Annotated in this window: 21 protein-coding genes and 1 tRNA gene; 3 read left to right on the top strand and 19 right to left on the bottom strand. The window is 74.4% G+C overall.

The genetic code is table 11. The features are described from left to right. Window positions 1-83: 83 nt before the first annotated feature. Window positions 84-2,564 carry an SPFH domain-containing protein gene (locus SLAV_RS43205; protein WP_263459222.1) on the bottom strand — a complete coding sequence of 827 codons (2,481 nt, stop codon included), beginning with the start codon at window positions 2,562-2,564 and terminating at the stop codon, window positions 84-86. Between the two features lie 11 nt (window positions 2,565-2,575). Further along, entirely contained in the window at window positions 2,576-3,904 is a 1,329-nt protein-coding gene (locus tag SLAV_RS23630; RefSeq protein WP_030229408.1) for a peptidoglycan-binding protein, read from the bottom strand. Between the two features lie 228 nt (window positions 3,905-4,132). On the opposite strand from SLAV_RS23630, the gene SLAV_RS23625 reads away from it, so the two are divergent. After that, a tRNA-Lys gene (locus SLAV_RS23625) sits at window positions 4,133-4,206 on the top strand. A gap of 82 nt (window positions 4,207-4,288) precedes the next feature. On the opposite strand, the gene SLAV_RS23620 is transcribed toward SLAV_RS23625, so the two are convergent. The 13 genes from SLAV_RS23620 to SLAV_RS23555 all read right to left on the bottom strand — a co-directional run bounded on the left by SLAV_RS23620 (window position 4,289) and on the right by SLAV_RS23555 (window position 17,755). Continuing rightward, window positions 4,289-4,951, bottom strand: a complete 663-nt coding sequence (locus SLAV_RS23620; RefSeq protein WP_030229406.1) for a class F sortase — start codon at window positions 4,949-4,951, stop codon at window positions 4,289-4,291. Next, window positions 4,948-5,598, bottom strand: coding sequence for a hypothetical protein (locus SLAV_RS23615; RefSeq protein ID WP_051840775.1), 651 nt, complete (start codon window positions 5,596-5,598; stop codon window positions 4,948-4,950). Before SLAV_RS23615 ends, SLAV_RS23620 begins: the two co-directional genes overlap by 4 nt. Window positions 5,599-5,711: 113 nt before the next feature. Then, on the bottom strand, window positions 5,712-6,491 hold the full coding sequence (locus SLAV_RS23610) for an HAD-IIA family hydrolase (RefSeq protein ID WP_030229401.1): 780 nt from the start codon (window positions 6,489-6,491) through the stop codon (window positions 5,712-5,714). Window positions 6,492-6,624: 133 nt separating this feature from the next. Further along, window positions 6,625-8,211 (bottom strand): alkaline phosphatase family protein, encoded by a 1,587-nt coding sequence (locus SLAV_RS23605; protein ID WP_030229400.1) that lies wholly within the window; start codon window positions 8,209-8,211, stop codon window positions 6,625-6,627. A gap of 345 nt (window positions 8,212-8,556) precedes the next feature. Further along, window positions 8,557-9,642: a 2-aminoethylphosphonate ABC transporter substrate-binding protein gene (locus SLAV_RS23600; protein ID WP_030229397.1), complete on the bottom strand. Its 1,086-nt coding sequence runs from the start codon at window positions 9,640-9,642 to the stop codon at window positions 8,557-8,559. 53 nt (window positions 9,643-9,695) lie between these two features. Continuing rightward, window positions 9,696-10,493: an ABC transporter permease gene (locus tag SLAV_RS23595; RefSeq protein ID WP_030229395.1), complete on the bottom strand. Its 798-nt coding sequence runs from the start codon at window positions 10,491-10,493 to the stop codon at window positions 9,696-9,698. Continuing rightward, entirely contained in the window at window positions 10,480-11,445 is a 966-nt protein-coding gene (locus SLAV_RS23590; RefSeq protein ID WP_100660953.1) for a 2-aminoethylphosphonate ABC transporter permease subunit, read from the bottom strand. The genes SLAV_RS23595 and SLAV_RS23590 overlap by 14 nt, the downstream gene beginning before the upstream one ends. After that, window positions 11,438-12,487, bottom strand: a complete 1,050-nt coding sequence (locus tag SLAV_RS23585; RefSeq protein ID WP_030229389.1) for an ABC transporter ATP-binding protein — start codon at window positions 12,485-12,487, stop codon at window positions 11,438-11,440. Before SLAV_RS23585 ends, SLAV_RS23590 begins: the two co-directional genes overlap by 8 nt. After that, window positions 12,484-13,194: a phosphonatase-like hydrolase gene (locus tag SLAV_RS23580; protein WP_030229387.1), complete on the bottom strand. Its 711-nt coding sequence runs from the start codon at window positions 13,192-13,194 to the stop codon at window positions 12,484-12,486. Before SLAV_RS23580 ends, SLAV_RS23585 begins: the two co-directional genes overlap by 4 nt. Window positions 13,195-13,199: 5 nt before the next feature. Further along, complete coding sequence (locus tag SLAV_RS23575; RefSeq protein ID WP_030229385.1) at window positions 13,200-14,321, bottom strand: TIGR03364 family FAD-dependent oxidoreductase; 1,122 nt, start codon at window positions 14,319-14,321, stop codon at window positions 13,200-13,202. Between the two features lie 147 nt (window positions 14,322-14,468). Beyond that, the gene (locus tag SLAV_RS23570) at window positions 14,469-15,239 is read right to left on the bottom strand and encodes a GntR family transcriptional regulator (protein ID WP_388095105.1); all 771 of its coding nucleotides are present in this window, start codon (window positions 15,237-15,239) and stop codon (window positions 14,469-14,471) included. A 49-nt stretch (window positions 15,240-15,288) separates the two neighbouring features. Next, on the bottom strand, window positions 15,289-16,197 hold the full coding sequence (locus SLAV_RS23565) for a hypothetical protein (protein WP_051840772.1): 909 nt from the start codon (window positions 16,195-16,197) through the stop codon (window positions 15,289-15,291). Window positions 16,198-16,639: 442 nt separating this feature from the next. Continuing rightward, window positions 16,640-17,755, bottom strand: coding sequence for an ROK family transcriptional regulator (locus SLAV_RS23555; protein WP_234333555.1), 1,116 nt, complete (start codon window positions 17,753-17,755; stop codon window positions 16,640-16,642). Window positions 17,756-17,810: 55 nt separating this feature from the next. Between SLAV_RS23555 and SLAV_RS23550 the strand changes: the two genes are divergently transcribed. Next, the gene (locus SLAV_RS23550; RefSeq protein ID WP_030229375.1) at window positions 17,811-18,923 is read left to right on the top strand and encodes a Gfo/Idh/MocA family oxidoreductase; all 1,113 of its coding nucleotides are present in this window, start codon (window positions 17,811-17,813) and stop codon (window positions 18,921-18,923) included. A gap of 97 nt (window positions 18,924-19,020) precedes the next feature. On the opposite strand, the gene SLAV_RS23545 is transcribed toward SLAV_RS23550, so the two are convergent. The 4 genes from SLAV_RS23545 to SLAV_RS23530 all read right to left on the bottom strand — a co-directional run bounded on the left by SLAV_RS23545 (window position 19,021) and on the right by SLAV_RS23530 (window position 22,154). Continuing rightward, a complete protein-coding gene (locus SLAV_RS23545; RefSeq protein WP_030229372.1) occupies window positions 19,021-19,878 on the bottom strand; it encodes a fumarylacetoacetate hydrolase family protein in 858 nt (285 codons plus the stop codon). A gap of 176 nt (window positions 19,879-20,054) precedes the next feature. Continuing rightward, window positions 20,055-20,822 carry a membrane protein insertase YidC gene (locus SLAV_RS23540; protein ID WP_051840770.1) on the bottom strand — a complete coding sequence of 256 codons (768 nt, stop codon included), beginning with the start codon at window positions 20,820-20,822 and terminating at the stop codon, window positions 20,055-20,057. A gap of 158 nt (window positions 20,823-20,980) precedes the next feature. Continuing rightward, window positions 20,981-21,316 (bottom strand): DUF6412 domain-containing protein, encoded by a 336-nt coding sequence (locus tag SLAV_RS23535; RefSeq protein WP_051840767.1) that lies wholly within the window; start codon window positions 21,314-21,316, stop codon window positions 20,981-20,983. A 112-nt stretch (window positions 21,317-21,428) separates the two neighbouring features. Beyond that, window positions 21,429-22,154, bottom strand: coding sequence for a class E sortase (locus SLAV_RS23530; RefSeq protein ID WP_341869041.1), 726 nt, complete (start codon window positions 22,152-22,154; stop codon window positions 21,429-21,431). Between SLAV_RS23530 and SLAV_RS42555 the strand changes: the two genes are divergently transcribed. Then, a complete protein-coding gene (locus tag SLAV_RS42555; RefSeq protein ID WP_244225301.1) occupies window positions 22,149-22,316 on the top strand; it encodes a hypothetical protein in 168 nt (55 codons plus the stop codon). The genes SLAV_RS23530 and SLAV_RS42555 overlap by 6 nt on opposite strands.

Below are 22,316 nucleotides of genomic sequence, written 5' to 3'. Positions count from 1 at the left end.
TTGACGGGAGTTGGCCATGTCTATACCAATGTGAAAACGGGTGGTCCGGTCACGACCGGCCACCCGTTTCCCTGTTGCGCGTGTTACTGCTCGCCACGCCCGGTGTAGAAGGCGACGGTCAGGTCCTTCACCAGAGCCTTGCGCTCGTAGTCGTCGAGCTCGACGATCCCGCGCGAGGTGAGGCGGTGGACGGTGTCGTCCACGGCGTCGACGACCGAGGTCAGCACGGTGTCCCGGTGCTTGGCATCGATCGCGGCGACCCGGCGGCGGCGCATCGCCTCCGCGACCTCCGGGGCGTACTCGATCCGCGTGGGCTGCGCCGAGAACACCTCGATCCCGACGGCCTCGGTTTCGGCCGCCAGCATCCGGGTCAGCGCGTCGCCGACGGCCTCGGCGTCGCGCAGGGTCGGGGCGTCCTCGTGGAAGGCGTCGGCCGGGAGCTGGGACAGCACCCGGGCCATGGCCGACTCGACCTGCTCGGCGAGGTAGTCGGTGTGGTCCTCGACGGCGAGGGTGGCCCGGGCGGTGTCCTTGACCTGCCAGACGACCTGGACGACCACCCGGAGGGCGAGGCCGCCGGAGTCGACGGCCGGCATGGGCTCGCTGCGCCAGTGCCGCAGGCGCACGTCGATCCGCTGGCGCAGCAGGAGCGGGCTGATCCAGGTCAGGCCGGTACGGCGGACCGTGCCGCGGTAGCGCCCGAAGAGGGTGAGCACCCAGGCGTGGCCGGCCCGGGCGCGGCCGAGGCCGCCGAGGGCGAGGAGGGCGACGATCCCGAGGAGGGCGAGCGGGGGCCAGTGCGCGGCGTGCAGCCCGCGGTAGGGGCGGGGGGCCGCGCCGAACGCGGCCACCAGGGGGGCGGGGACGACCCCGGCCCGCCAGAGCACGGCCGTGCAGCCGGAGAGGGCGAGTCCGCCGATGACCACGGCGATCCAGCCGGGCAGTACGGGCCCGCGGTGCTCGCGGAGCCGGTCGTCGCCGCGGGGGACGCGGCGCCCGGCGGGGGGCCGCGTCGCCTGGCGGCGGGGGGCTGCCGGGCGGGGGTCGCGCGGGGGCTCGGGGGGCCGGTGGTGCGCGCGGAAGGGGAGGTGGACGGGGACGTCGGTGACGGCGGTCCCGTGCGGGGGGCGCAGGAGGGGGATGTCCAGCGTGTCCTCCTCTCCGCCCGCGCCCGAGGCGCCCCGGGGCGCGTCCATGCCGCGGGCCACGGCCTGGGCGACGATCTCGGCCACGCCGGGGCCGGGAACGCCGGTTCCCTGCGGGGCGGGGTGCGGGATCCCGGGCTCCGCCCCCGTCCCCGTCTCGGTGTCGGTCTCCACCTCGGCGCGGGCCGCCGGTACGTCGCCCCGCGCGGGCGGCCACCCGGTGTCGACCCACCGCCCCTGGCGGAGGGCGGGCCCGTCGGCGTGCCCCGCGGGGACGGGGTACGGCTCCGGGTCGGCCGGGCGGGCCGCGTACGGCTCCGCCACCGGGTCGGCCGCCCGGGCGGGGCGGGCCGCCGCCACCGCTTCCGGCTGCGCCGGGTGCCCGGCCCGCAGCGCCGGCTCGGCGTCGGCCGGGTGCGCGGCCCGTACGGGGTGCTGCTCCCCCGGGCCGGCCGGGCGTCCCACCACCGGCTCGGGGCCGGCGACGGCCCGGGCGGGGTACGGCTCCCCGACCCCGGGATCGGGATCGCCCCGGAACACCGGCTCGGAGGCCGACCGGGCGGAATGCGACTCCTCGGGCCCCGCCGGCCGCCCCACCACCACACCCTCGGGGACGCCCCACCGGCCGGGGTGGTGGGGCGTCCCCGCCATGACCGGGTCCGGGCGCGACACGGGGTCGTCGCCCCCGACCGGGTGGGACGCGGCCACCGGCTCGGGGGCGGCGTACCGGCCGGGGTGACCCGCCGCCACCGGGTACGGGGGAGCCACCGGAGCGGCATCCCGGGCCGGGCGGGACGCGGGAGCGTCGACCCCGGCCGGGTGGGACGCGGCCACCGGCTCCGGGCCGGCGGCCCGGCCGGGGTGACCCGCCGCCACCGGGTACGGGGGGACCGCCGGGGCGGTGTCCCAGGCCGGGCGGGATGCGGGAGCGTCGGCGCCGGCCGCGTCGGACTCCGCCACCGGCTCCGGGGCGTCGGCGCCGGCCGGGTGGGGCGCAGCCACCGGCTCGGGGGCGTCGGCCCCGGCCGGGTGGGACGCCGCCACCGGCTCGGGGCCGGCGGACCGGCCGGGGTGACCGGCCACCACCGGATACGGGGGAACCGCCCGGGCGGTGTCCCAGGCCGGGCGGGATGCGGAAGCGTCGGCGCCGGCCGCGTCGGACTCCGCCACCGGCTCGGGGGCAGCAGCCCGGCCGGGGTGACCCGCCGCCACCGGGTGCGCGGGAGCCATCGGAGCGGCATCCCCGGCCGGGTGGGAAGCAGCCGCCGGCACCGGCGCAACGGGGTGCGGGGCGGTGGCGGGCTGCGGGGCCGCGGCCCGGGTCGTGGCCCAGGTCCGGTGGGTGGCGGCCACGGGCGTGGGGCGGCGCGACGAGGGGTGGAAGGTGCCCGTCGTGAACGTGGTGCGCGTGGGGTACATCGTTGCCTCCGTCATGCGAACAGCCGGCGCCAGGTTTCCGGGCCCGGGTAGCCGTCGGCCGAGGCGCCGCGCCAGCCCTGCGCGCGCTGGAACGCCTCGACGCTGCGGCGGTCGGCCTCGCTCCAGCGGGGCCCGGGACCGGACGTGTAGTACTTGCCGAAGCCCTTCTCCCGCAGCCGGCGGCCCAGGGCGGTGATCGCCGCGTGGGACTGCCCCGGCCGGAAGACCGCGGCCCCCGGGTACGCCGGCACCCCGGCCGGACCCGGACGGCCGGCCCGCGTGGGCGGGATGTCCTTGCCCTGGCGCTGCACCAGCAGCCGCCAGGTGTGCTCGCCCGGGATGCCGTCGGCGTCGGCGCCCGTCCAGCCCTGCGCCTGCTGGAAGGCCTGGGTGGCCAGCCGGTCGGCATCGCTCCACTTGGTGCTCGCGCCCTTGGGGTAGAACCGCAGCCCGCCCCGCCCGATCAGCATCCTGCCGAGCTCGGCCACGTACGGGTTGTCGGCCCCGGGCCCGAACTTGGCGGCGCCGGGGAAGGCGCTCGCGCCCGGCTGGTTGGGAGCCGGCGCGGGCTCCTCCGGGCCGAGGCCGCCCGTCACCCCGTTGAACCGGTACGGGAGGTACTTCTCGGAGTTCTTCCAGTACCCGTACGGCGTGGCCTGCCTGCGCGTCGTCGGGCGGGTCTGCTCGTAGGCGATGTAGTGCGTGCGCGTCTCGTCGACCCAGCCGCCGAAGAGGACCACGTGCGAGCCGTTGTTCGGGTCCGCCGGGTTGTGGAAGAGCAGCATGTCGCCCGGCAGCAGCTCCTCCTTCGTGATCCTGGTGGCGAAGGTGTCGAGGCTTCCGGTCCACTCGTTCGTACCCAGGTTCCAGGCCATGGAGACGTAGCCCGAACAGTCCTGCCGGTAGCCGTCCGTCCAGTACTCGGACATGCTGTAGGGGACCTTCGCCTCCAGCCACAGCTTCGCCCGGTTGATGATCGTCGTGCGGTCGATGCGCCGTACCAGCGCGGGAGCTCCGGGCCGGCCGCCCGGACGGCCGGCGGCGGGGCGGCCGTGCAGCGGGGCCCGGCCGCCCTGCGGGCTGTCCGACCCGTCCAGCGCGACCGGCCCCGGGCCGGGCACCGGCGTGCTCACGGCCAGCGCGACCGACCCGCCACCGCCGAGGACCACACCGGCGGCGGTGGCCAGCACCAGCGCCCGGCGGGCTCCGCGCGCGGCGGGGTGGCCGCCGTCGCGGCGCCCTATGGCCCGCCCGCGCACGAGGGCCCGGCGCCGCTGCGCGCACCCCAGGCACACGCAGTCGCCCGCGGGCTCGTACTCCTCGAACGCCGGCACCGGCATCGCCGTCGGCATCGGCACATGCACCGGAGGCTGCATCGTCATGCGGTTCCGTCCGCTCCCGTAGTCGTCCAGTGGTCGACCGCACACATATCTGGCGGGACGTCAGATATGGCTCGGCCCAGACATATCGTGCACGACAAACCCCCCAAACATGGGTTAATCGGACAACGCGGGCGCGGCTGGTCACGAGCACCTCCGCAGGTGGGGTAGAGTTTTCCCTGTCAGCAAGCGCCGCTAGCTCAGTTGGTTAGAGCAGCTGACTCTTAATCAGCGGGTCCGGGGTTCGAGTCCCTGGCGGCGCACAGACAAGGGGAAGCCCCCCGCAGCGAAAGCTGCGGGGGGCTTCTTCGTTTCCACCGGACGGCGGACAGTGGACGCAGACCGCTACGCCGGTGCGGTCGGTCTGGCTCCGGCTCCGGTCAGGTAGGCGGAGACCACCACGTTCGCCGAGTACTGCCGGGCCGCCTTGTCGTAGGTGCCGCCGCAGGTGACCAGGCGCAGTTCGGCGCGGCCCTTGACCCGCGGCCCGTACGCCTTGTGCGGGTCGAAGCCCGCGCGCTCGTAGACCCGTACGTCCTCCACGGTGAACTCCGCGACCGTGCCGTCCGCCCGGGCCACGCGGATCTTCTCCCCCGGCCGGAGGGTGCTCAGGCCGAAGAACACCGCGGGCTTGGATTTCGTGTCCACGTGGCCCACCATCAGCGCGGCCCCGGCCGCCCCGGGCGCGGGGCCCGCGCCCCACCAGCCGACCGTGCCGGGGAGCTCGTACGGGGGCGGCTCGACCGCCCCGTCGGAGTCCAGGCCCCGCGCGATCACCGGCGCCTGGACGCCGATGAACGGTACGTCGATCCGCGCGGGCATCGCCGCCGAGAGCGGGGCCCGCGGCGCCGGAAGACCCGGCCCCACCGGCCCGCCGGCCCCGCCGGGCGCGGCGACGGGCTGGACCCCGGTGATCTCCTTGCCCCACACCCACAGCACGAGGACCAGCACCGACCAGGCGGCGAAGGTCAGCAGCCTGCCCCCCGGGGAGGCCTTGGCCTCGCTCATTCGCCGTTGCGGCGGCGGCGCAGGGTCAGGGCCCGCCCGGCGACCGCCAGGCTGGCGGCCGCGGCCAGCACGGCGCCGATCACGGTCTGCGACAGTCCGGGACCGTCCCCGCCGTGGCTCTTCTTGGTGGCCGCGGCGAGCCGGGTGGTCTCGGCGACCTGGGCGGCCATCCCGCCGCCGCCCGCGTGGACGGGCCAGACCGGCGAGTGGTGGGGGTCGGGGCGGTGGTCGCGCTCGCGGATCTCGATGGAGCCGCGCAGACCGTCGTCCCGTCCGCCGTCACGTCCGCCGTCACGGCCGTCGCCGTCACGGCCGTCGCGGCCCGCGCACTTCACCTTGATCTCGTGCCAGCCCGGCCGGGCGTGCGAGCTGATCATCGTCTCGCCGTAGAGCGTGCGGCGTTCGTCGCGGCCGGACGTCAGGTGGGCCTCGGAGACGAAGACCGGGGAGAGCGCGATCGCCCGGTCGCCGTCACAGCCACGGACGCGGATCTTGACCTGCGCCCCTGGTTCGGCCGGGTTCGGGTCCGCCGAGACGCCGCCGCGGTCCCACTCGTTCGCGAGTGCGGCGGGGGCGGTCACGGCGGTGCTTGCCGTCAGGGCGACGGCCACCCCGGCGACACGGAGTGCGATCAGAGAACTGCGCATGGTGAACCTCCTCGACAAGGAGATTCACGCGCGACGCGCCGCTCCGCATCCGGAGCGGCGCTCTCTTGGCCCGTATGTGTCAGCCGTTCGCACCAATGGACCGCGCGGCGGACCTACACCAGGTCGACCAGGTCGGCGATGGAGTTCACCGTCTTCGTCGGGCGGTACGGGAACTTCTCGGTGTCCTCGACCGACGTCAGACCGGTCAGCACGAGGAAGGTCTGCATGCCCGCCTCCAGCCCGGCCAGGACGTCGGTGTCCATGCGGTCGCCGATCATCGCGCTGCTCTCGGAGTGCGCGCCGATGGCGTTCAGGCCCGTGCGCATCATCAGCGGGTTGGGCTTGCCCGCGAAGTACGGCTGCTTGCCGGTCGCCTTCGTGATCAGCGCGGCGACCGCGCCCGTGGCCGGGAGCGGGCCCTCGGTGGAGGGGCCGGTCTCGTCGGGGTTGGTGCAGATGAAGCGGGCACCGGCGTTGATCAGCCGGACGGCCTTGGTCATGGCCTCGAAGCTGTACGTGCGGGTCTCGCCGAGGACCACGTAGTCGGGCTGGTGGTCGGTGAGGATGTAGCCGATGTCGTGAAGCGCGGTGGTCAGGCCCGCCTCGCCGATGACGTACGCCGTACCGCCCGGCCGCTGGTCGTCGAGGAACTTGGCGGTGGCCAGCGCCGAGGTCCAGATGTTCTCGACGGGCACGTCCAGACCCATCCGGCTCAGCCGGGCCTGGAGGTCGCGCGGGGTGTAGATCGAGTTGTTGGTCAGCACCAGGAAGGGCTTGCCCGACTCGCGCAGCCGCTTGATGAAGGCATCCGCGCCGGGGATCGGGGTGCCCTCGTGGATGAGGACCCCGTCCATGTCGGTGAGCCAGGATTCGATCGGCTTGCGCTCTGCCACGGGACTCTTCTCCGCTCTGCGGGGCCTCTGACCTCGGGGGCCTCTGGTCTGTACCACCCTAGCGGCCGGGGGCCGTGGACGCGGAGGGCGTCCACGGCCCGGACGGCCGCCCCGCTGCGCGGGCCCGGGCGGGTCAGCCCAGGGTGACGTCGTCGACGGTCCAGAACCAGTTGTTGGAGCCGCTGTAGCGGAAGCGGACCTGGACGTCGGTGGCTCCGGCCGGGACCTGAAGGGCGATGGACTCGCCCTTGGCCACGGCGTCGGCGGTGTAGTTCTTCACGACGGTCGCCGCGCCGCCGTTGTAGGAGACCAGGACCTGCGCGGTCTGGCCGGCCTCGTGACGGTAGTGCGTCTGGAAGGCGAGGGTGCGCGTGGTGCCGCCGGTGACCGCCCACTTGGGGGTGACGAGGGTGGAGTCGAAGGTACCGGTGTGGGTCTTGTCGTCCCACTCGTCGGAGTCGGCGACGGCGAAGACGTCACGGGAGCGGACGTTCAGCTCGCGCCACTGGTCGCGCTGCGACTGGCTCCAGAACTCGTCGGTGGCGAAGGCCCAGCCGGCCCACTCGGTGACACCGCCGGTGCCCATCTTCGAGTTGTCGACCGACCAGCCGGCGGGCGGGGTGTGGGTGAAGCCCTTGGTGGCGGCCGGGATGCCGGTCTCGTCCACGCGGGCCTGGAGGACCGGGCGCAGGGTGTCGAAGGGGTCGTTGCCGGGGGTGGTCAGCGGGACGCCGTCGATTCCGGCGGTGCTGACCCCGACCTGGGCGAGCGCGGTGGCGGCGATGTCGACGAGCTTGACGTCGGTGCGGACCGAACCGGCGGGGATCCCGGCGCCCTTGGCGATGACGAAGGTGCCGCGCTCCTGGATGGTGGAGCCGCCGTGGCCGCCCGCGTCGGTGTGGCCGTGGTCGGTGGTGACCAGGACCTTCCAGTTCTCCTGGGCGTAGGTCGGGCGGTTCTGGACGGCGGTGAGGAGCTTGCCGACCAGGGCGTCCACGCGGCCGATGGCGTTCAGGTACTCCTGGCTGGCGGCGCCGGAGGTGTGGCCCGCGTGGTCGATCTCGCCGAGGTAGACGAAGGCGGCGTCCGGGTTCTGGCCCTGGAGCTCGGCGGCGGCAGCGGCTGCGATCTTAGGGTCCTCGCTGCCGTAGCCGTCGCGGTCGCCCTTGAGGCTGAGGCGCTTGTCGACCTTGGCGGAGAAGACCGGGCCGTTCTGGTCGGTGGAGGTGATGGGTTCCCAGTCGGCGGCGGCGTAGGTGTTGAGGGCCGGCCTGGCGTTCTCGATGCGGGTCAGGAAGTCCGGGTAGGCGCCGTAGTTCTTGCCGGTGAAGGAGTTGTCCTTGACGCCGTGCTTGTCGGGCCAGACGCCGGTGGCGATGGTGGACCAGCCGGGTCCGGAGGAGGTGGCGGCCATCGGGCTCGCGTAGAGGGTGCTGCGGGCGGTGAGGCCCTGGGCCATCAGCCCTTGCAGGTTGGGGGCGTTGGCGGCCTTGACGCGGTCGAGGACCGTGCCGTCGATGCCGATCACGAGCACCTTGTCGGTGGTGGCGGCGGCCTTGGGGGCCGCCGCGGCCCGGGCCGCGGCCGCCTCGGCGGCGGCCTTCGGGGTGGCGGGGGGCTGGGGGGCGGCGAGGGCGGAAGTGGCGCCGAGGGCGGTGGCGAGCAGGGCCGTGGCGGTGGCGGCCACGGCGAGGGTCCGTCCGGACAGGACAGGGGACACGTACTCCTCCAGGAGCAAGTGGGCAGACGGGGGCGCGGAACGTGGCGCTGTACGGGGCGCGGCGCGGCGGTGAGGGTGGTGCGGGTGCCGCGCGGGGCGGGTGCGGTGCCCCTGCGGTGCGGGCGCGGTGCCCCTGCGGTGCGGTGGGGCACGGTGCGGGCGGGGCGGGTGAGGTGCCTGCGGTGCGGTACGGGGTGCGGGTGGTCGTGGTGCGGTGCGCTCGGTGGTGGGGAGGGGTGGGCGCGCGCGGAGGGTCCGGACCGAGGGGCCTCGTGGGAGTGCCTCGGTCCAGACCCGTTATGTGCTCGTCACTCTCGCGGTCGTGGGTGACCGGGAGGTGTCGGATCAGCTGCCGGTCGCCGACTTCCACGCGTCGACGTAGGCGGTGAGGTTCTTGTCGATGTCGGCCCAGTCCGGCTCGAAGACCTCGACCCCGCCCATGATCTTGGTGAGCTCGACCGCGTTGGCGTCGGTCGGCTTGACGTCCGTACGGGCCGGGAAGCCGCCGCCGACCTCGCTGACCAGCTTCTGGGCGTCCTCGGAGAGCAGGTAGTCGAGGAGCTTCTTGCCGTTCTCGGTGTGCGGGGCCTTGTCGACCAGGCCGGCCGCGTACGGGAGGGCGAAGGTGGTGGGCTTGCCGCCGTCCTTGGCGGGGAACCAGATGCCGAGGTTCGGCATGGACTTGGACTGCGCGAAGTTCATCTGGACGTCGCCGTTGGCGACGAGCAGCTCGCCCTTGTCGGTCTTGGGCGCGAGCTTGCTGGTGGAGGAGGACGGGCCGACGTTGTTGGCCTGGAGCTTCTTGAGGTACTCCATCGCCGGCTCCTTGCCGCCGAAGTCGTGCATGGCCTTGATCAGTACGGCCGTGCCGTCGCCCGCGACACCCGGGGTGGAGTACTGGAGCTTGCCCTTGTACTTGCCGTCCAGCAGCTCCTCCCAGGTCTTGGGGGCCGTGGTCAGCTCCTTCTTGTTGTAGACGAACCCGAAGTAGTTGTTGACGACGGAGGTCCACTTGCCGTCTGCGGACTTGTCCCCGCCGTTGACCTTGTCGGAGCCCTGCGGCCGGTACGCCTGGAGGAGGCCCTTGCCGTCGGCCTGCTGGATGAAGGGGGGCAGGGTGACCAGCACGTCGGCCTGGGTGTTGGTCTTCTCGCGGACGGCGCGCTGCACCATCTCGCCGGATCCGCCCTCGACGTACTTGACCTCGATGCCGGTCTTCTTGGTGAAGTCCGCGAAGACCTTGTCGTACCAGCCGTCGCCCTTGTCGCTCTTGAGGCCGTCGGCGCTGTAGACGGTGACGGTCTTCTCGCCGCCCTTGGAGCCGTCGGAGGAGGAGGCGCCGGTGGCGCCGCCGCACGCGGTGAGGGAGAGGGCGAGGGCGAGGCTGCCGGTGACGGAGGCGGTGACGCGGAGCAGGAGCTTGCCGGGCATGGAACTTCCTTACGGGGAAAGGGAGTCTGCGGGGAAGGGGGATGGGGCGGGGGTCAGCGGTAGGAGGCCCTGGTGCGGACGCGGGAGACGGCCAGCAGCACCAGGAGGGTGGTCGCCATCAGCACCACGGCCACGGCGGAACCGCCGAAGAGCGAGCCGCGGTCGGTGGCGGTGAACACCCGGACCGGGAGGGGCATCCAGTCCGGGGGGTAGAGCATCATCGTGGCGCTCAGCTCGCCCATGGAGAGAGCGAAGCAGAGCCCGGCGGCCGCGGTGAGGGACGGCAGCAGGAGCGGGAGCCTGACCCGCCACAGCACGTGGGCGGGCCGGGCTCCGAGGGAGGCCGCCGCCTGTTCGTACGCGGGGTCGAGGCGGACGATCGCCGCCGAGACCGACTGGTAGGCGAACGCCGTGACGAGGATGGTGTGCGCCAGGACGACGATGGAGCCGGTGCCGTTGAGGAGCACCGGCGGCCGGCTGAAGGCGACGAGCACGGCGAGGCCGACCACCACGGACGACACGGCGACCGGCAGCATGAACAGCGCGTCCAGGCAGCGCTTCCCGCGCTTCTTCAGCCCGGCGGCGGCGAGCGCGGCCCAGGTGCCGATGGTGAGCGCCAGCAGGCTGGCGGTCACCGCGGTGACCAGGGAGGTGGTGAGGGCCTGGAGGGATTCGCCCCGGACGGCGGCCGCGTAGTTCCCGGTGGTCGGGCCGGAGGGGAAGGCGCCGGACCAGTGGGTGGCGAAGGAGGCGGCCACCACCACGAGGAGGGGCAGGGCGAAGAGGGGCAGGAAGAGGAGGCCGAACAGGCCCCACGCGGCCCAGCGGCCGCCCTTGCTATGCACCAGCACGCTTGCCCACCACCCGGTAGAGGCCGAACAGGCCGACGGAAATCGCGATGTTGACGACGGCGACCACGCAGGCGGCCGCGTAGTCGGATTCGAGGATCGCCTTGCCGTAGATGAGCATCGGGAGGGTCGTGACGTCCTTGGCTCCGGTGAACAGGACGATCCCGAACTCGTTGAGGCACATGACGAGGACGAGGCTGCCGCCCGCCGCGAGGGCGGGGAGGGACTCGGGGAGGATCACCTGCCGGACGATCCGGGCGGGGCGGGCGCCGAGGCCGGCGGCCACCTCCAGCTGTGCGGTGTCCAGCTGGGAGAAGGCGGCGAGCAGCGGGCGCATCACGAAGGGCGTGAAGTACGTGATCTCCGCGAGCAGGACGCCCCAGGGGGTGGTGAGGAAGCGGAAGGGGCCTTCGGCCACGCCGAAGAGGTCGGTCCAGACCCCGTTGGCCATGCCGACCGTTCCGTAGATGAAGAGGAGGGCGAGGGTGATGAGGAAGGAGGGGAAGGAGAGGAAGACGTCGATGAACCTGGCGACGGCCTTGGCTCCGGGGAAGGGCACGAAGGCGATGATCAGCGCGAGCGTGAAGCCGAGGAGGAGGCAGCCGGCGGTGGCGCCGACGGCCAGCCAGACGGTGGTGCCGAGCGCTTCGCGGAAGGAGGCGGAGGCGAAGACGGAGGCGTACGCGTCGAAGGCGCCGCCGCCGTTCTCGGGGGTGAAGGACTGCTGGACGACCAGCGCGAGGGGGTAGAGGAACACCAGCGCGAGCACGGCGACGGGAGGCAGCACCCACAGCGCCCGCCGAACCCCCTGCGGGGCAGCCCCCCACAACCCCCGCGGGGCCGCTCCCGCGACGGCTGGGACCCCCGCCCGTCCGACGACTGCCACCCCCACAGGGGCCGACGGCCCGGCAGGGGCGGGGTTTTGGGTGGCGGCTCGCCCCGAGGCGTCAGGCATGGGAGACCCCCGCCGACAAGAGCACCGCGTCGCGGGGTTCGAAGTGGAGGGTCACCTCGTCGCCCAGGGCCGGGGTCTCCCGCAGCTCGGGGAGGTCCGCCTTGACGCGGTGGCCGTCCACGTCGACGTAGAGCCGGTGCGTCGAGCCCCGCCACTGCACCTCGGCGATCGTGCCGCGCAGCGCGTTCGGCCCCTCGCCGAGCCCGAGCAGGTGCGGGCGTACGCACAGGGTGGCCGTGGACCCCGGCGCGGCGCGGCCCGGGTCGAGGGCCAGCGGGCGGCCCGCGAAGACCGCGCCGCCGTCGGCGACCGTCACCGGCAGCAGGTTCGCGTTGCCGACGAAGGACGCCGTGAACTCCGTGCGCGGGGCGCGGTACAGCTGCTGCGGGGTGCCGCAGTCCTGGAGCCGGGCCCGGTCCATGACGGCGATCCGGTCGGCCAGGGTGAGCGCCTCGACCTGGTCGTGGGTGACGTAGAGGATGGAAACCTCGGGCAGTTCGCGGTGCAGCCGGGCCAGTTCCGTCAGCATCCCGGAACGCAGCTGGGCATCGAGGGCGGAGAGGGGTTCGTCCAGGAGGAGGACCCCGGGGCGGATGGCGAGGGCGCGGGCGATGGCCACGCGCTGCTGCTGCCCGCCGGAGAGTTCGCGGGGGTAGCGCTTGGCGTAGGCGCCCATCCCGGTCATCTCCAGGGCCTCGGCGACCCGGGCGGGGATCTCCGCCCTGGGTGCCTTCTGGGCGCGCAGGCCGAAGGCCACGTTTTCCTCGACCCGCATGTGCGGGAAGAGCGCGTACTGCTGGACGACCATGCCGATGCCGCGCTTGTGCGGCGGCAGGGCGGTGACGTCCCGGCCGCCGATCAGGACCCGCCCGGAGAGCGGCCGCACGAAGCCGGCGACCGCGCGCAGCGCCGTGGTCTTGCCGGAGCCGGAGGGGCCCAGCAGGGCCATGACCTCGCCGGGTTCGACGGTCAGGTCGAGGGAGTCCAGGACGGTGGTGCCGTTGTAGGCGACCGAGACGGAGTCGAAGCGGATGCCGCTCACACCGGCTCCGCGTCGAGCGGCGCGAGCAGGGCGGGGAGTTCGGCGATGCCGGCGAGGACGTGGGTGGCGCCGGCCCCGGTCAGCGCGGCGCGGTCGTGGGCGCCGGTGAGGACGCCGGCCACGATGCCCGCTCCGGCGCGGTTGCCGCTGAGCACGTCGTAGACGGTGTCCCCGGCGACGACGGTGTGGCGTACGTCGGCCACCGCGCCGGTGCGCAGGAAGGCGGTCAGCACCATGTCCGGGTAGGGGCGCCCGCGCCCGCCCGCGTCGGCGGGGCAGAGGGTGAGGTCGGCGAGGTCGCGCCAGCCGAGGGCGTCGAGGATGGCGTCCTGGGTGACGCGGGCGAAACCGGTGGTCAGGACGACGGTGCGGCCGTCGGCGCGGAGCTTCTCGATGGTCTCGCGGGCTCCGGGGAGCGGGGCGACGAGGCCGCCGTCGACGAGTTCCGCGTAGGCCTGCTCGAAGGCGGAGTTGGCGCGCCGGGCCAGTTCCTCCGTACCGAAGAGGTGGCGGAAGACGGAGATCTTCGACTCGCCCATCGTGTCGCGGACGTACTGGAGCTTCGCGGCGTGGTCGGCGCTTCCCGGCTCGACGCCGAGCCGGCCCGCGGCGTGTTCGAAGGCGCGCTCGACGAGGCCGTCGTCGGCGACGGTGGTACCGGCCATGTCGAGGACGATCAGGTTCAGGTCGTGGGTGCGGTCGGTCATGGTGTTCACCAGCCCAGTTCGTTCGCGGTGGTCTCGGCTATGGCGGGCGAGCAGGTCATGCCGCGTCCGCCGGGTCCGGTCACCAGCCAGACGCCGTCGGCCACCTGCTGGCGGTGGACGACGCGGCTGGTGTCGGTGCACTGCGCGTACACGCCCGCCCAGCGGTGCCTGATCTTCGGAAGGGGGCGGCCCAGGAAGGCCTCGACCACCCCGGTGAGGTGCTCGTAGGGGTCTTCGAGGGTGTCGAACGCGAACGGGTGCTCGTACTCGTGGGTGTCGCCGATGGTCAGTCCGCCGTCCAGGCGCTGGACCATGAGCAGCTGCATCTTGTGCGCGGCGGCGACCGGCGCCTGTTCCTGTTCGGCGTTGAGGGCGTCGAGGGCGGGGGACGCGTAGGCCGGGTAGTAGCGGAAGCTGTCGGCGTCCGCGACGGAGGTGGTGAGCCGCTCGCCGAGCGGGGCGGTCTGCATCATCTGGAGGCGGACGCGGCGTACGGGCAGGTCGGGGGCGAGTTCGCGGACCAGGCCGGACAGCCAGGCGCCGGTGGCGAGGACGACGGCGTCGCCGCGGTGGACGTCGCCGTGGTCGTCGCGCACGGCACCGGGGCCGGCGACCTCGCGGACCTCGCGTCCGGGGAGGAAGGTGTAGCGGCCACAGGCGCGCAGGGCGTCGCGCAGGTGGAGCTGGGCGGTGCGCGGTTCGACGGCCGCGTCGCGCTCGCACCACAGGGCGGCCTCGAAGTCGCCGCGCAGTGCCGGGTTGATCTCCCGGGCCTCGGCGGCGGTGACCAGGCGGTAGCCGCGGGCGGCGGCGTCGGGGCGGGCCACGGCGGCCTCGGCGACGGCGCGTTCGCGGGCGCCGCGGACGGGGGTGAGGGAGCCGATGGCGCGGAAGCCCAGGCCGGGCACCTCCGCGCCGATCCGCTCCCAGAGCTCCCGGGCCCGCAGGGCGGTGTCGAGCTCCTCGCCCCCGGCCCGGCCGCTGACCCAGATCTGGCCGAAATTGCGTAGTGACGCGCCGCGGGCCTCGGCCTCGCGCTCGATCTGGACGACCTCGTGGCCGCGTTGGACTGCTTGCCAGGCGTGCATGGTGCCGACCACGCCGCCTCCGACGACTATGACTCTCACGCCGACCAAGGTGGTGGGGGCCCGTGTCCCGGAGAGGTCGGTCCGGCGACCGGCCGGTGAACAGCCCTCGACGCTTGGACTAGACCCGTTACCTTTCTGTGATCAAGATAGGCCCCTTTTGAGAATTTTGGGAAGTCTCCTCGGGGGCTATTCGGGCCGCAGGCGGGTCGTGAAGCTGAACCGGTCACCACGGTAGAGCGAACGGACGCGCTCCAGCGGACGCCCGTCCTGGTCCCGCGAGAAGCGGTGGATGAGCAGCATCGGGAGCGCGGGCGGGGTGCCGATGAGCAGGGCCTCGCGGGGTGTGGCGAGCACCGTCTCCAGCTTCTCGTCGGCGTCCCCGAAGGCGATGCCGAGGTGGTCGCGGAGGTATCCGTAGAAGGAGGAGTCCGGCTGGAAATCGATGTCGAGGCGGGGCGCGCGCGAGACCCGTACGTACGTGCTCTCCAGCCCGACGCGCTCGTCGTCGGCGAGCAGCACCCGCTCCAGGTGCCAGACGGGCTCGCCGGCCTCGGCGCCGATCCCACGGGCGAGTTCGGGCGGGCAGGGGAAGCGCTCCAGGCCGATCAGGCGGCGGCCGGGACGGCGGCCCTGGCGGCGCACGCCCTCGGTGTAGCTGGCGAGGGAGAGGGGCTGCTCCAGCTTGGGTCCGGCGACCACGGTGCCGCGTCCGGAACGGCGCAGCCGGCCCTCCAGCAGCAGCTCGCGCAGGGCCTGGCGGACGGTCTCCCGGGACACCTCGTAGCGCTCGGCGAGATCGCGCTCGGTGGGGAGGCCGCCGCCTTCGCCGAGCTCGTCGAGGAGGTCGGCGACCTGGGCCTTGACGGCGTAGTACTTGGGGACGCGGCCGTGCTCGGGGATGCCGGAGCGGACGGGCGAGCCGGGGCGGTGGGCCGGGTACGGGATCTGTTCTTCCACGGTCGGACTGTACGTGGGGCAGGTGTACGGAGATCGGCGCGCGGGGGGCTCAGCGGTCCCGGCGCGCCCTGGCGTCCGGATCGTCGGTCGGCACGTGGGTGGCGGGCGTGCCGTGGGGCGCGCGCAGGCGGCGGGGCTCCCGGGGGGCGCGCAGGCGGCGGGCGCCGAGCAGGAGTCCGGCCCCGGCGAGGAGCGCGCCGACGGCCCCGGCGCCGTAGATCCACTCCCGGGGGCCGGTGTGGGCCAGGGAGCCGGCCTCGACGGGCTCCTCGTCCTGCGGCCCCTGCACCGAGAAGCGGTACCCGCCGGCCTCCCCGACCCAGTCGCCGTCGTCTCCGTGCTCGCCCTTGCGCTGGACCAGGGCGGCGTCGGCGAGGACGTCACCGTGGGGGGCGTCGGGGGCGAAGGCGAGCCGCACCTTGACGGTCGTGGTGCCGCCCGCCGGGACGGAGAATCCGGCGAACGCGTCGCCGCCGTCGAAGACGGCGATGGTCTCGTCGCGGTCGCTGCGCTCCAGGGTGACGGGGTGGGTGCCGCCGGGCGCGTCGAACTCCATCCGCAGGTGGGCGGGGCGCAGGGCCCGGGCGGTGTCGGTGAACACGACGACGGGATGGATGGAGGTGCACGTGCCGCTCGTGCTGTTGGTCAGGTCCAGCAGCCAGGTCTGCGGCTCGGCTCCGGCCCGGTAGACGGCCGGGCCGCCGCGGATGCGGGCGCCGATGGGAAAGGCGCTGCTCTTGCCGTCCCCGCAGCTGGCCTGGATGCGGGAGGGCGGCGCGGGTGCCGGGCGGGCGGGGTTGCCGCCGGGAGCGGGCGCGGGGCGGGCGGCGCTGCCGCCGCCGGTGTCGGCGGCGAGAGCGGGCGCGCCCGCGGCGAGGAGCAGGGCGGCCGCGGCGGTGACGGCCGCCATCGCGGGCCCGGCGATCGGGGGCAGGGCCGTACGCAGTCGCTGTCCCATGGAAGACCTTCGCTGCTAGCCGGACGGGATGATGATCGGACGAGGCGACAATCACCCCGGCCCTGCCCGCACCCTCCCACGCGCGCGAAACCCCCTTCACACCGCCGCGCCCGAGCCCTCCCGGTTTACGCCCGATCGGCGGCGAAGGTCAACCCGACCACCCCCACCAGGCCGGCGGCGGGCGAGGGCCGCCCCGCACACGCCCACCAGGCCGGGGGCGGGGACGGGGTGGGGTGTGGGCCGGGACGTAAAACGTGATGTGTTGGCGCGAGGTGCCCAGCACGACCGGAGCCCCGGGCAGGGCGCCATAAATCATGCAGTCCCGAACGACACCCCACCCCGGCACCGACCCCGGCCACCCCCGCCCCCGACCGGCCCCGCCCGGCCCTGCCCGGCGCCAAGCGGCCCCGCATCACATGGCCCCGCGTCACGCGGCCCCGCGTCAGCCGTGCCCGAACAGCGGCCCCAGCGCCAGCGCCGCCGCCCCCTCCGCCACCCCCGCCACCGCGAGGCCGACCGGCGGCGGTTCACCCGTCAGCGCCCGGGCCTCCAGCACCGCCCGGACCCCCTCCACGAACACACACGGCTCGGCGGCCACCACCCGGCCGCCCAGCAACACCCGGTCCACGTCCAGCAGCGCCACCAGGTTCGCGGCCCCCTCCCCCAGCAGCCGCGCGGCCCCCGCGAGGTCGCCGCGGGCCACCGCGTCCAGGCACAGCACCTCCAGGCAGCCCCGACCCCCGCACCGGCACGGCGGCCCGTCCAGCCGCAGCACCTGGTGCCCGAACTCCCCCGCCGCCGAACGCGCCCCCCGGTACACGACCCCGTCGAGCCGCAGTCCCGCGCCCAGCCCCGTCCCGACGTGCAGGTACACGCAGGAGCCGGTCCCCCCGGGCCCCCCGGCCGCCGCGACGGCCGCGTTGGTGTCCTTGTCCAGCGCCACCGGCAGCCCCAGCCGCGTCTCCAGCACCTCCCGCAGCGGAAACCCCGCCCAGCCCGGGAACCCCGTCACCGGTCCCAGGACCCCGCTCCGCCAGTCCAGCGGCCCGGGCGCGGCCACCCCGACCCCGACCGGCGGCGCGGCCGCCCCGCGCGCGCGGACCCGTACGACCGCCGCCAGGACCGCCTCCACCACCAGGTCCGGGCCCGCCCCGAAGTCCAGCGGTCCGCTCCACTCGTCGACCACGCCGCCCGCGAGGTCGACCCGTACCGCCCGGATCCGGTCGCGGTCCAGGTGGACCCCCACCCCGTGGCGGGCCTGCGGAACGAGCCGCAGCAGCGTGCGGGGTTTGCCGCCGGTGGAGGCGCCGCGGCCGGCCTCGGCCACCAGCCCCTCCGCGGCGAGCCGGGCGGTGATCTTGCTGACGGCCTGCGGGGTGAGGCCCGTACGGGCGGCGAGTTCGGCGCGGCCCAGGCCCGGCGCCCCCGCCGAGCGCAGCAGGTCCAGCAGCAGCGCCTCGTTGTACCCGCGCAGGGCCGGCAGGTTCACCCCGCCGCGTCCACCGGCGCGATCGCCGCCGCCCCCGCCGCCGCTGACGTTGCCCTTGCCCCTGTTCACCCGCCCATTGTCCACCCTCCTTGCACTTACGCAACGCTGTTGCCAAAGTGGAGCCATGAACACCGCCCCCACCAGCCCCACCACCCCGCTGCGGGTCGCACTCATCGGCTACGGCCTCGCCGGCTCCGTCTTCCACGCCCCGCTGGTGTCCGCGACCGAGGGCCTCGTCCTCGACTCGGTCGTCACCTCCGACCCCGGCCGTCAGGCCCAGGTCCGCGAGGCCCACCCCGACGTCCGCGTCACCGCCTCCGCCGCCGACCTGTGGGACCGCGCCGTCGAGGACTCCCCCGGCCTGGTCGTCATCGCCTCCCCCAACAAGACCCACGTCCCGCTGGCCACGGCCGCGCTCACCGCCGGCATCCCGGTGGTCGTGGACAAGCCGCTCGCGGCCACCGCCGCCGAGGCCCGCGAGCTCTCCGCGCTGGCCGACCGGACCGGTACCTTCCTGTCCGTCTTCCAGAACCGCCGCTGGGACAACGACTTCCTGACCGTGCGCCGCCTCCTCGCCGACGGCGAACTCGGCGAGGTCCAGCGCTTCGAGTCCCGCTTCGAGCGCTGGCGCCCGCAGCTCAAGGGAGGCTGGCGCGAATCCGGCGCCCCGGAGGAGATCGGCGGACTGCTGTACGACCTCGGCAGCCACGTCGTGGACCAGGCGCTGGTGCTGTTCGGCCCGGCCGTACGGGTCTACGCGGAGGCCGACCTGCGCCGCCCGGGCGCCGAGACCGACGACGACACGTTCATCGCGATCACCCACGCGAACGGCGTCCGCTCGCACCTCTACGTCAGCGCGACCACCGCCCAGCTCGGCCCGCGCTTCCGCGTCCTCGGCTCCCGGGCCGGCTACGTGAAGTACGGCCTGGATCCGCAGGAGGCCGCCCTGCGCGAGGGGCTGCGCCCCGACCGGGCCGCCGACGGGGCGCTGTGGGGCGAGGAGCCGCCGCACCTGTGGGGGCGGCTCGGCTCCGGCGAGTCCCCGCTGACCGGCGGCGGGATCCCGGTGCCGACCGAGCACGGCGACTACCCGGCGTACTACGCGGCGGTCGCCCGGGCCCTGCGCACGGGCGGCCCGGCACCGGTGACGGCGCACGAGGCCGCGCAGTGCCTGGAGGTGCTGGAGGCGGCGCGCAGGTCCTCCCGCGACGGGGTGGCGGTGGACATCGCCGCCTGACCTCGACGGGGTGACGGACGACCCGGCGCGCACACGGAAAACGGAAAGGGGCGGGTCCGCCACCGACGGCCCCGCCCCTCCCGTCCGCCTGTCGGCGCTAGGCGCCCTTGAACTCCTGGCGCTGGCGCCCGAGGCCCTCGATCTCCACCTCCACGACGTCACCGGCCCGCAGGAACGGCTTCGGCTCCGGCTGCCCGGCGGCCACACCGGCCGGCGTGCCGGTGACGATCACGTCGCCCGGGTACAGGGTCATGAAGTGGCTGAGGTACCGCACGACCTCGCCGACCGGGAAGATCTGGTCCGAGGTGTGACCGTCCTGCTTGAGCTCCCCGTTCACCCACAGCCGCACGTCCAGCGCCTGCGGGTCCGGGACCTCGTCGGCGGTGACCAGCCAGGGGCCGAGCGGGGTGAAGGTCTCGCAGTTCTTGCCCTTGTCCCAGGTGCCGCCGCGCTCGTTCTGGAAGGCGCGCTCGGTGACGTCGTTCGCCAGCACGTAGCCGCCGACGTGCGCGAGGCCCTCCTCGGCGGAGTCCAGGTAGCGGGCCGTGGCGCCGATGACGACGCCGAGCTCGGCCTCCCAGTCGGTCTTCACGCTACCGCGCGGGATCAGCACGGTGTCGTCCGGGCCCACCACGGTGTCCGGGGACTTGAGGAAGACGATGGGCTCCGGCGGAGCCTGCGCGCCGACCTCGGCCGCGTGCCCGTGGTAGTTCAGCCCGATGCCCACGATCTTGCCGATCCGGCCGACCGGGGAGCCGACGCGCAGCCCTTCCGCGTCGAGGACCGCGAGCTCACCGGCCGTCGCGGCGTCCCGTACCCGGGACAGCACGGAGTCGTCGGCGAGCAGGGCCCCGTCCACATCCGTGACCAGGCCGGACAGGTCGCGCAGGGTCCCGTCCTGGTCGAGCAGCGCGGGGCGCTCCGATCCGGCGGGTCCGACACGCAGCAGCTTCATGGACATTCTCCCGTGGTCGAGGGTGGTCGGCCCATGGGCATGCCCCGGGCCGGACGATGGGTTGCGGCCATCGGAGGATTGGTCGATCCTCCAAGATGGCCGACCAATCCGCAAGACCCTGTTCACAGACTGGAACGCCCCCCTCCAGCACCCACCCGGAACGGCCGGCCGTCCGGCTACCCCGCGACCCGACCGGCCGCCGCAACCCGCCCGTCAGTCCCGTCCGTCCCGTCCGTCCCGTCCGTCCCGTCCGCCCGGGCCGCCCGGTCCTTGCGGTGCTGCAGCCAGGCCCGCTCCGCGACGGACCACGCCGTGGTGGTCAGCAGGTACAGCCCGGCCGCCAGCGGCACCACGGCGGCCGTGACCAGCGTCCCGAACGACAGCAGGGGCAGTACGCCGCCCAGCTTGCGCATCGCGGCCTGCTGCTCGGCACTCAGCGCGGCCGGCGCCCCGGCCCGCCCCGCACCGGCCCCCGCCCGCGCCCCGCGCGAACCACCCTTCGCCCCTCCAGGCACGGCCTTGCCCCCGCGCGGACCGGCCACCGGCAGGACCGGCACCGCGGGCGCCGCCGCGGCGGCCCGCCGCCCGCGCACCGCGCTCCACGCGGCCACCACCCCGACGGCGGCGAACAGCCCCAGGAACACCAGCCCCTGCGCCCCGAACGGACCGCCCTCCCCGAGGGCGTCGGCCCACCGGGATCCGAGCGGGGCGGCGAACAGCCGGTGCCCCAGCAACTCGTTGGCCCCGCCGGCCACCTCCGAGGAGGAGAACGCCCGGTACATCACGAAGAACACCGGCAGCTGCAGCAGCGTCGGCAGGCAGCCGGCCACGGGGGTCGCCCCGCGGAAGGCGGCACGGCTCAAGGGGTGCAGGGCGAGCCGTACGAGCACGGTGAACAGCACGATCGCGGCAGCGGTCGCGGACTCGGCCAGTACCGGCTCCATGAGCCGGCCCAGCTCGGCAACAAGATGGGTGAAAACGGACACGCGGGCCCTCCGAGGGGTCTCGTCGAACGTCGAAGAAGGTGCATTTCGGCGCGACGACCCGCGAGGGGCGACAACAGTGATCAGTGAGCAGAAGGCGAGGAAAGTACTGCGCGCCCCTACGCGGCCGTCAGGACGGGACGGCCTGGAGCCCTGGGCCGCGAGCGGCCGGAGGCGTCGGGATCGCGCTGCGGCAGGAAGGCCGTGCGCTGCTCGCGATCACGGATCGCGGTGCGTATTCGGTGCGGCGGCACGGACCGCACGAGGGAGGCCGCCAGCGCGGCGGCTCCGACGGCGACGGCCGCGGCCAGGGCGACCACGGCGGCGGCCAGCGGGTTCTCCCCCGACATCAGGCCGAGGATCCCGCCGAACACCAGCAGGGCGGCGAGCAGGGCCCCCGCCCGCGAGGAGACCAGGAAGGACAGCAGGGGCCGCGCGTCGACTCGTCGTGACATCCGGACCGCCCCCTCCCCTTCCGCAAGCCCCGAACCTCCGTACGAGACCGAGTACTCACGACCGATGCTAACGGACAGCACCGACAACGCCCCGCCCCAGGACTCCCCGGGGCTAGGACCTCAACGTGCCCCAGACCACCAGCCGGTACTTGGAGGTGTACTCGGGCGTACACGTCGTCAGCGTGATGTACGAACCCGCTTCGGTGTACCCGGCGCCGGGCCTGACCGTGCTGTGCGGCACGGGCGCGATCACCCCGGTGTCCCGCTCGGTGGTCTCGTCCAGCACCTTGCCCACCACGTACGTGTACCTCCGCCCCCGGACGTCGACGAGCAGCTCGTCGCCCACCCGGAGCCGGTTGATGTAGCGGAAGGGCTCCCCGTGCGTATTGCGGTGCCCGGCCAGCGCGAAGTTCCCCGCCGCCCCGGGCTGCGCGGTCCCCGGGTAGTGGCCGGCGTACCCCTTGTCCAGCACGGTCCGCTTGTCGACGCCCTGGGCGACGGGCACGGTCAGCCCGAGGCGCGGAACGCGCAGCACGGCGTACGCCTCCTCACGCGCCGGAGCCGGAGCCGGATCGGGCACGGCCCGCTCGCCACCCCCCGCCGGCCGCCCGGTAGCGACAGGAGCACTCCCGCCCCCACTCGACGCCCCCTCGACAACGGGCACATCCGCACCCCCACCGCCACCCCCCGCAACGCCCCCTCCCCCCACACCCACACCGGCACCCGCACCGCCCCCTCCCCCCATCCCCGTCCCCGTCCCCCAGGCCCGCTCCAGCTCCCGCACCTGCTCCTGAGCAGCCGCGACGGCCTGCCGGTTCGTCCACCAGACCTGGTGCACCACCAGCAACGCCACCACCACACCCACCGTGGTGATCACCTCGGCGCCCACCCACAGCAGCCGCGCGACGGCACCCCCGCGCCCCCGCCGGCCGCCCCCCTGCACCACCACCCGCACGCGATCCCGCACGGCCCGCACCTTAAGACCTCCCCCCTCAACTGA

The organism is Streptomyces lavendulae subsp. lavendulae (assembly GCF_002803845.1).
GTDB classification, from domain to species: Bacteria; Actinomycetota; Actinomycetes; order Streptomycetales; family Streptomycetaceae; genus Streptomyces; species Streptomyces lavendulae.
Note: the sequence above shows the minus strand (reverse complement) of the source record. Positions and strands in the feature narration are given on the sequence as shown.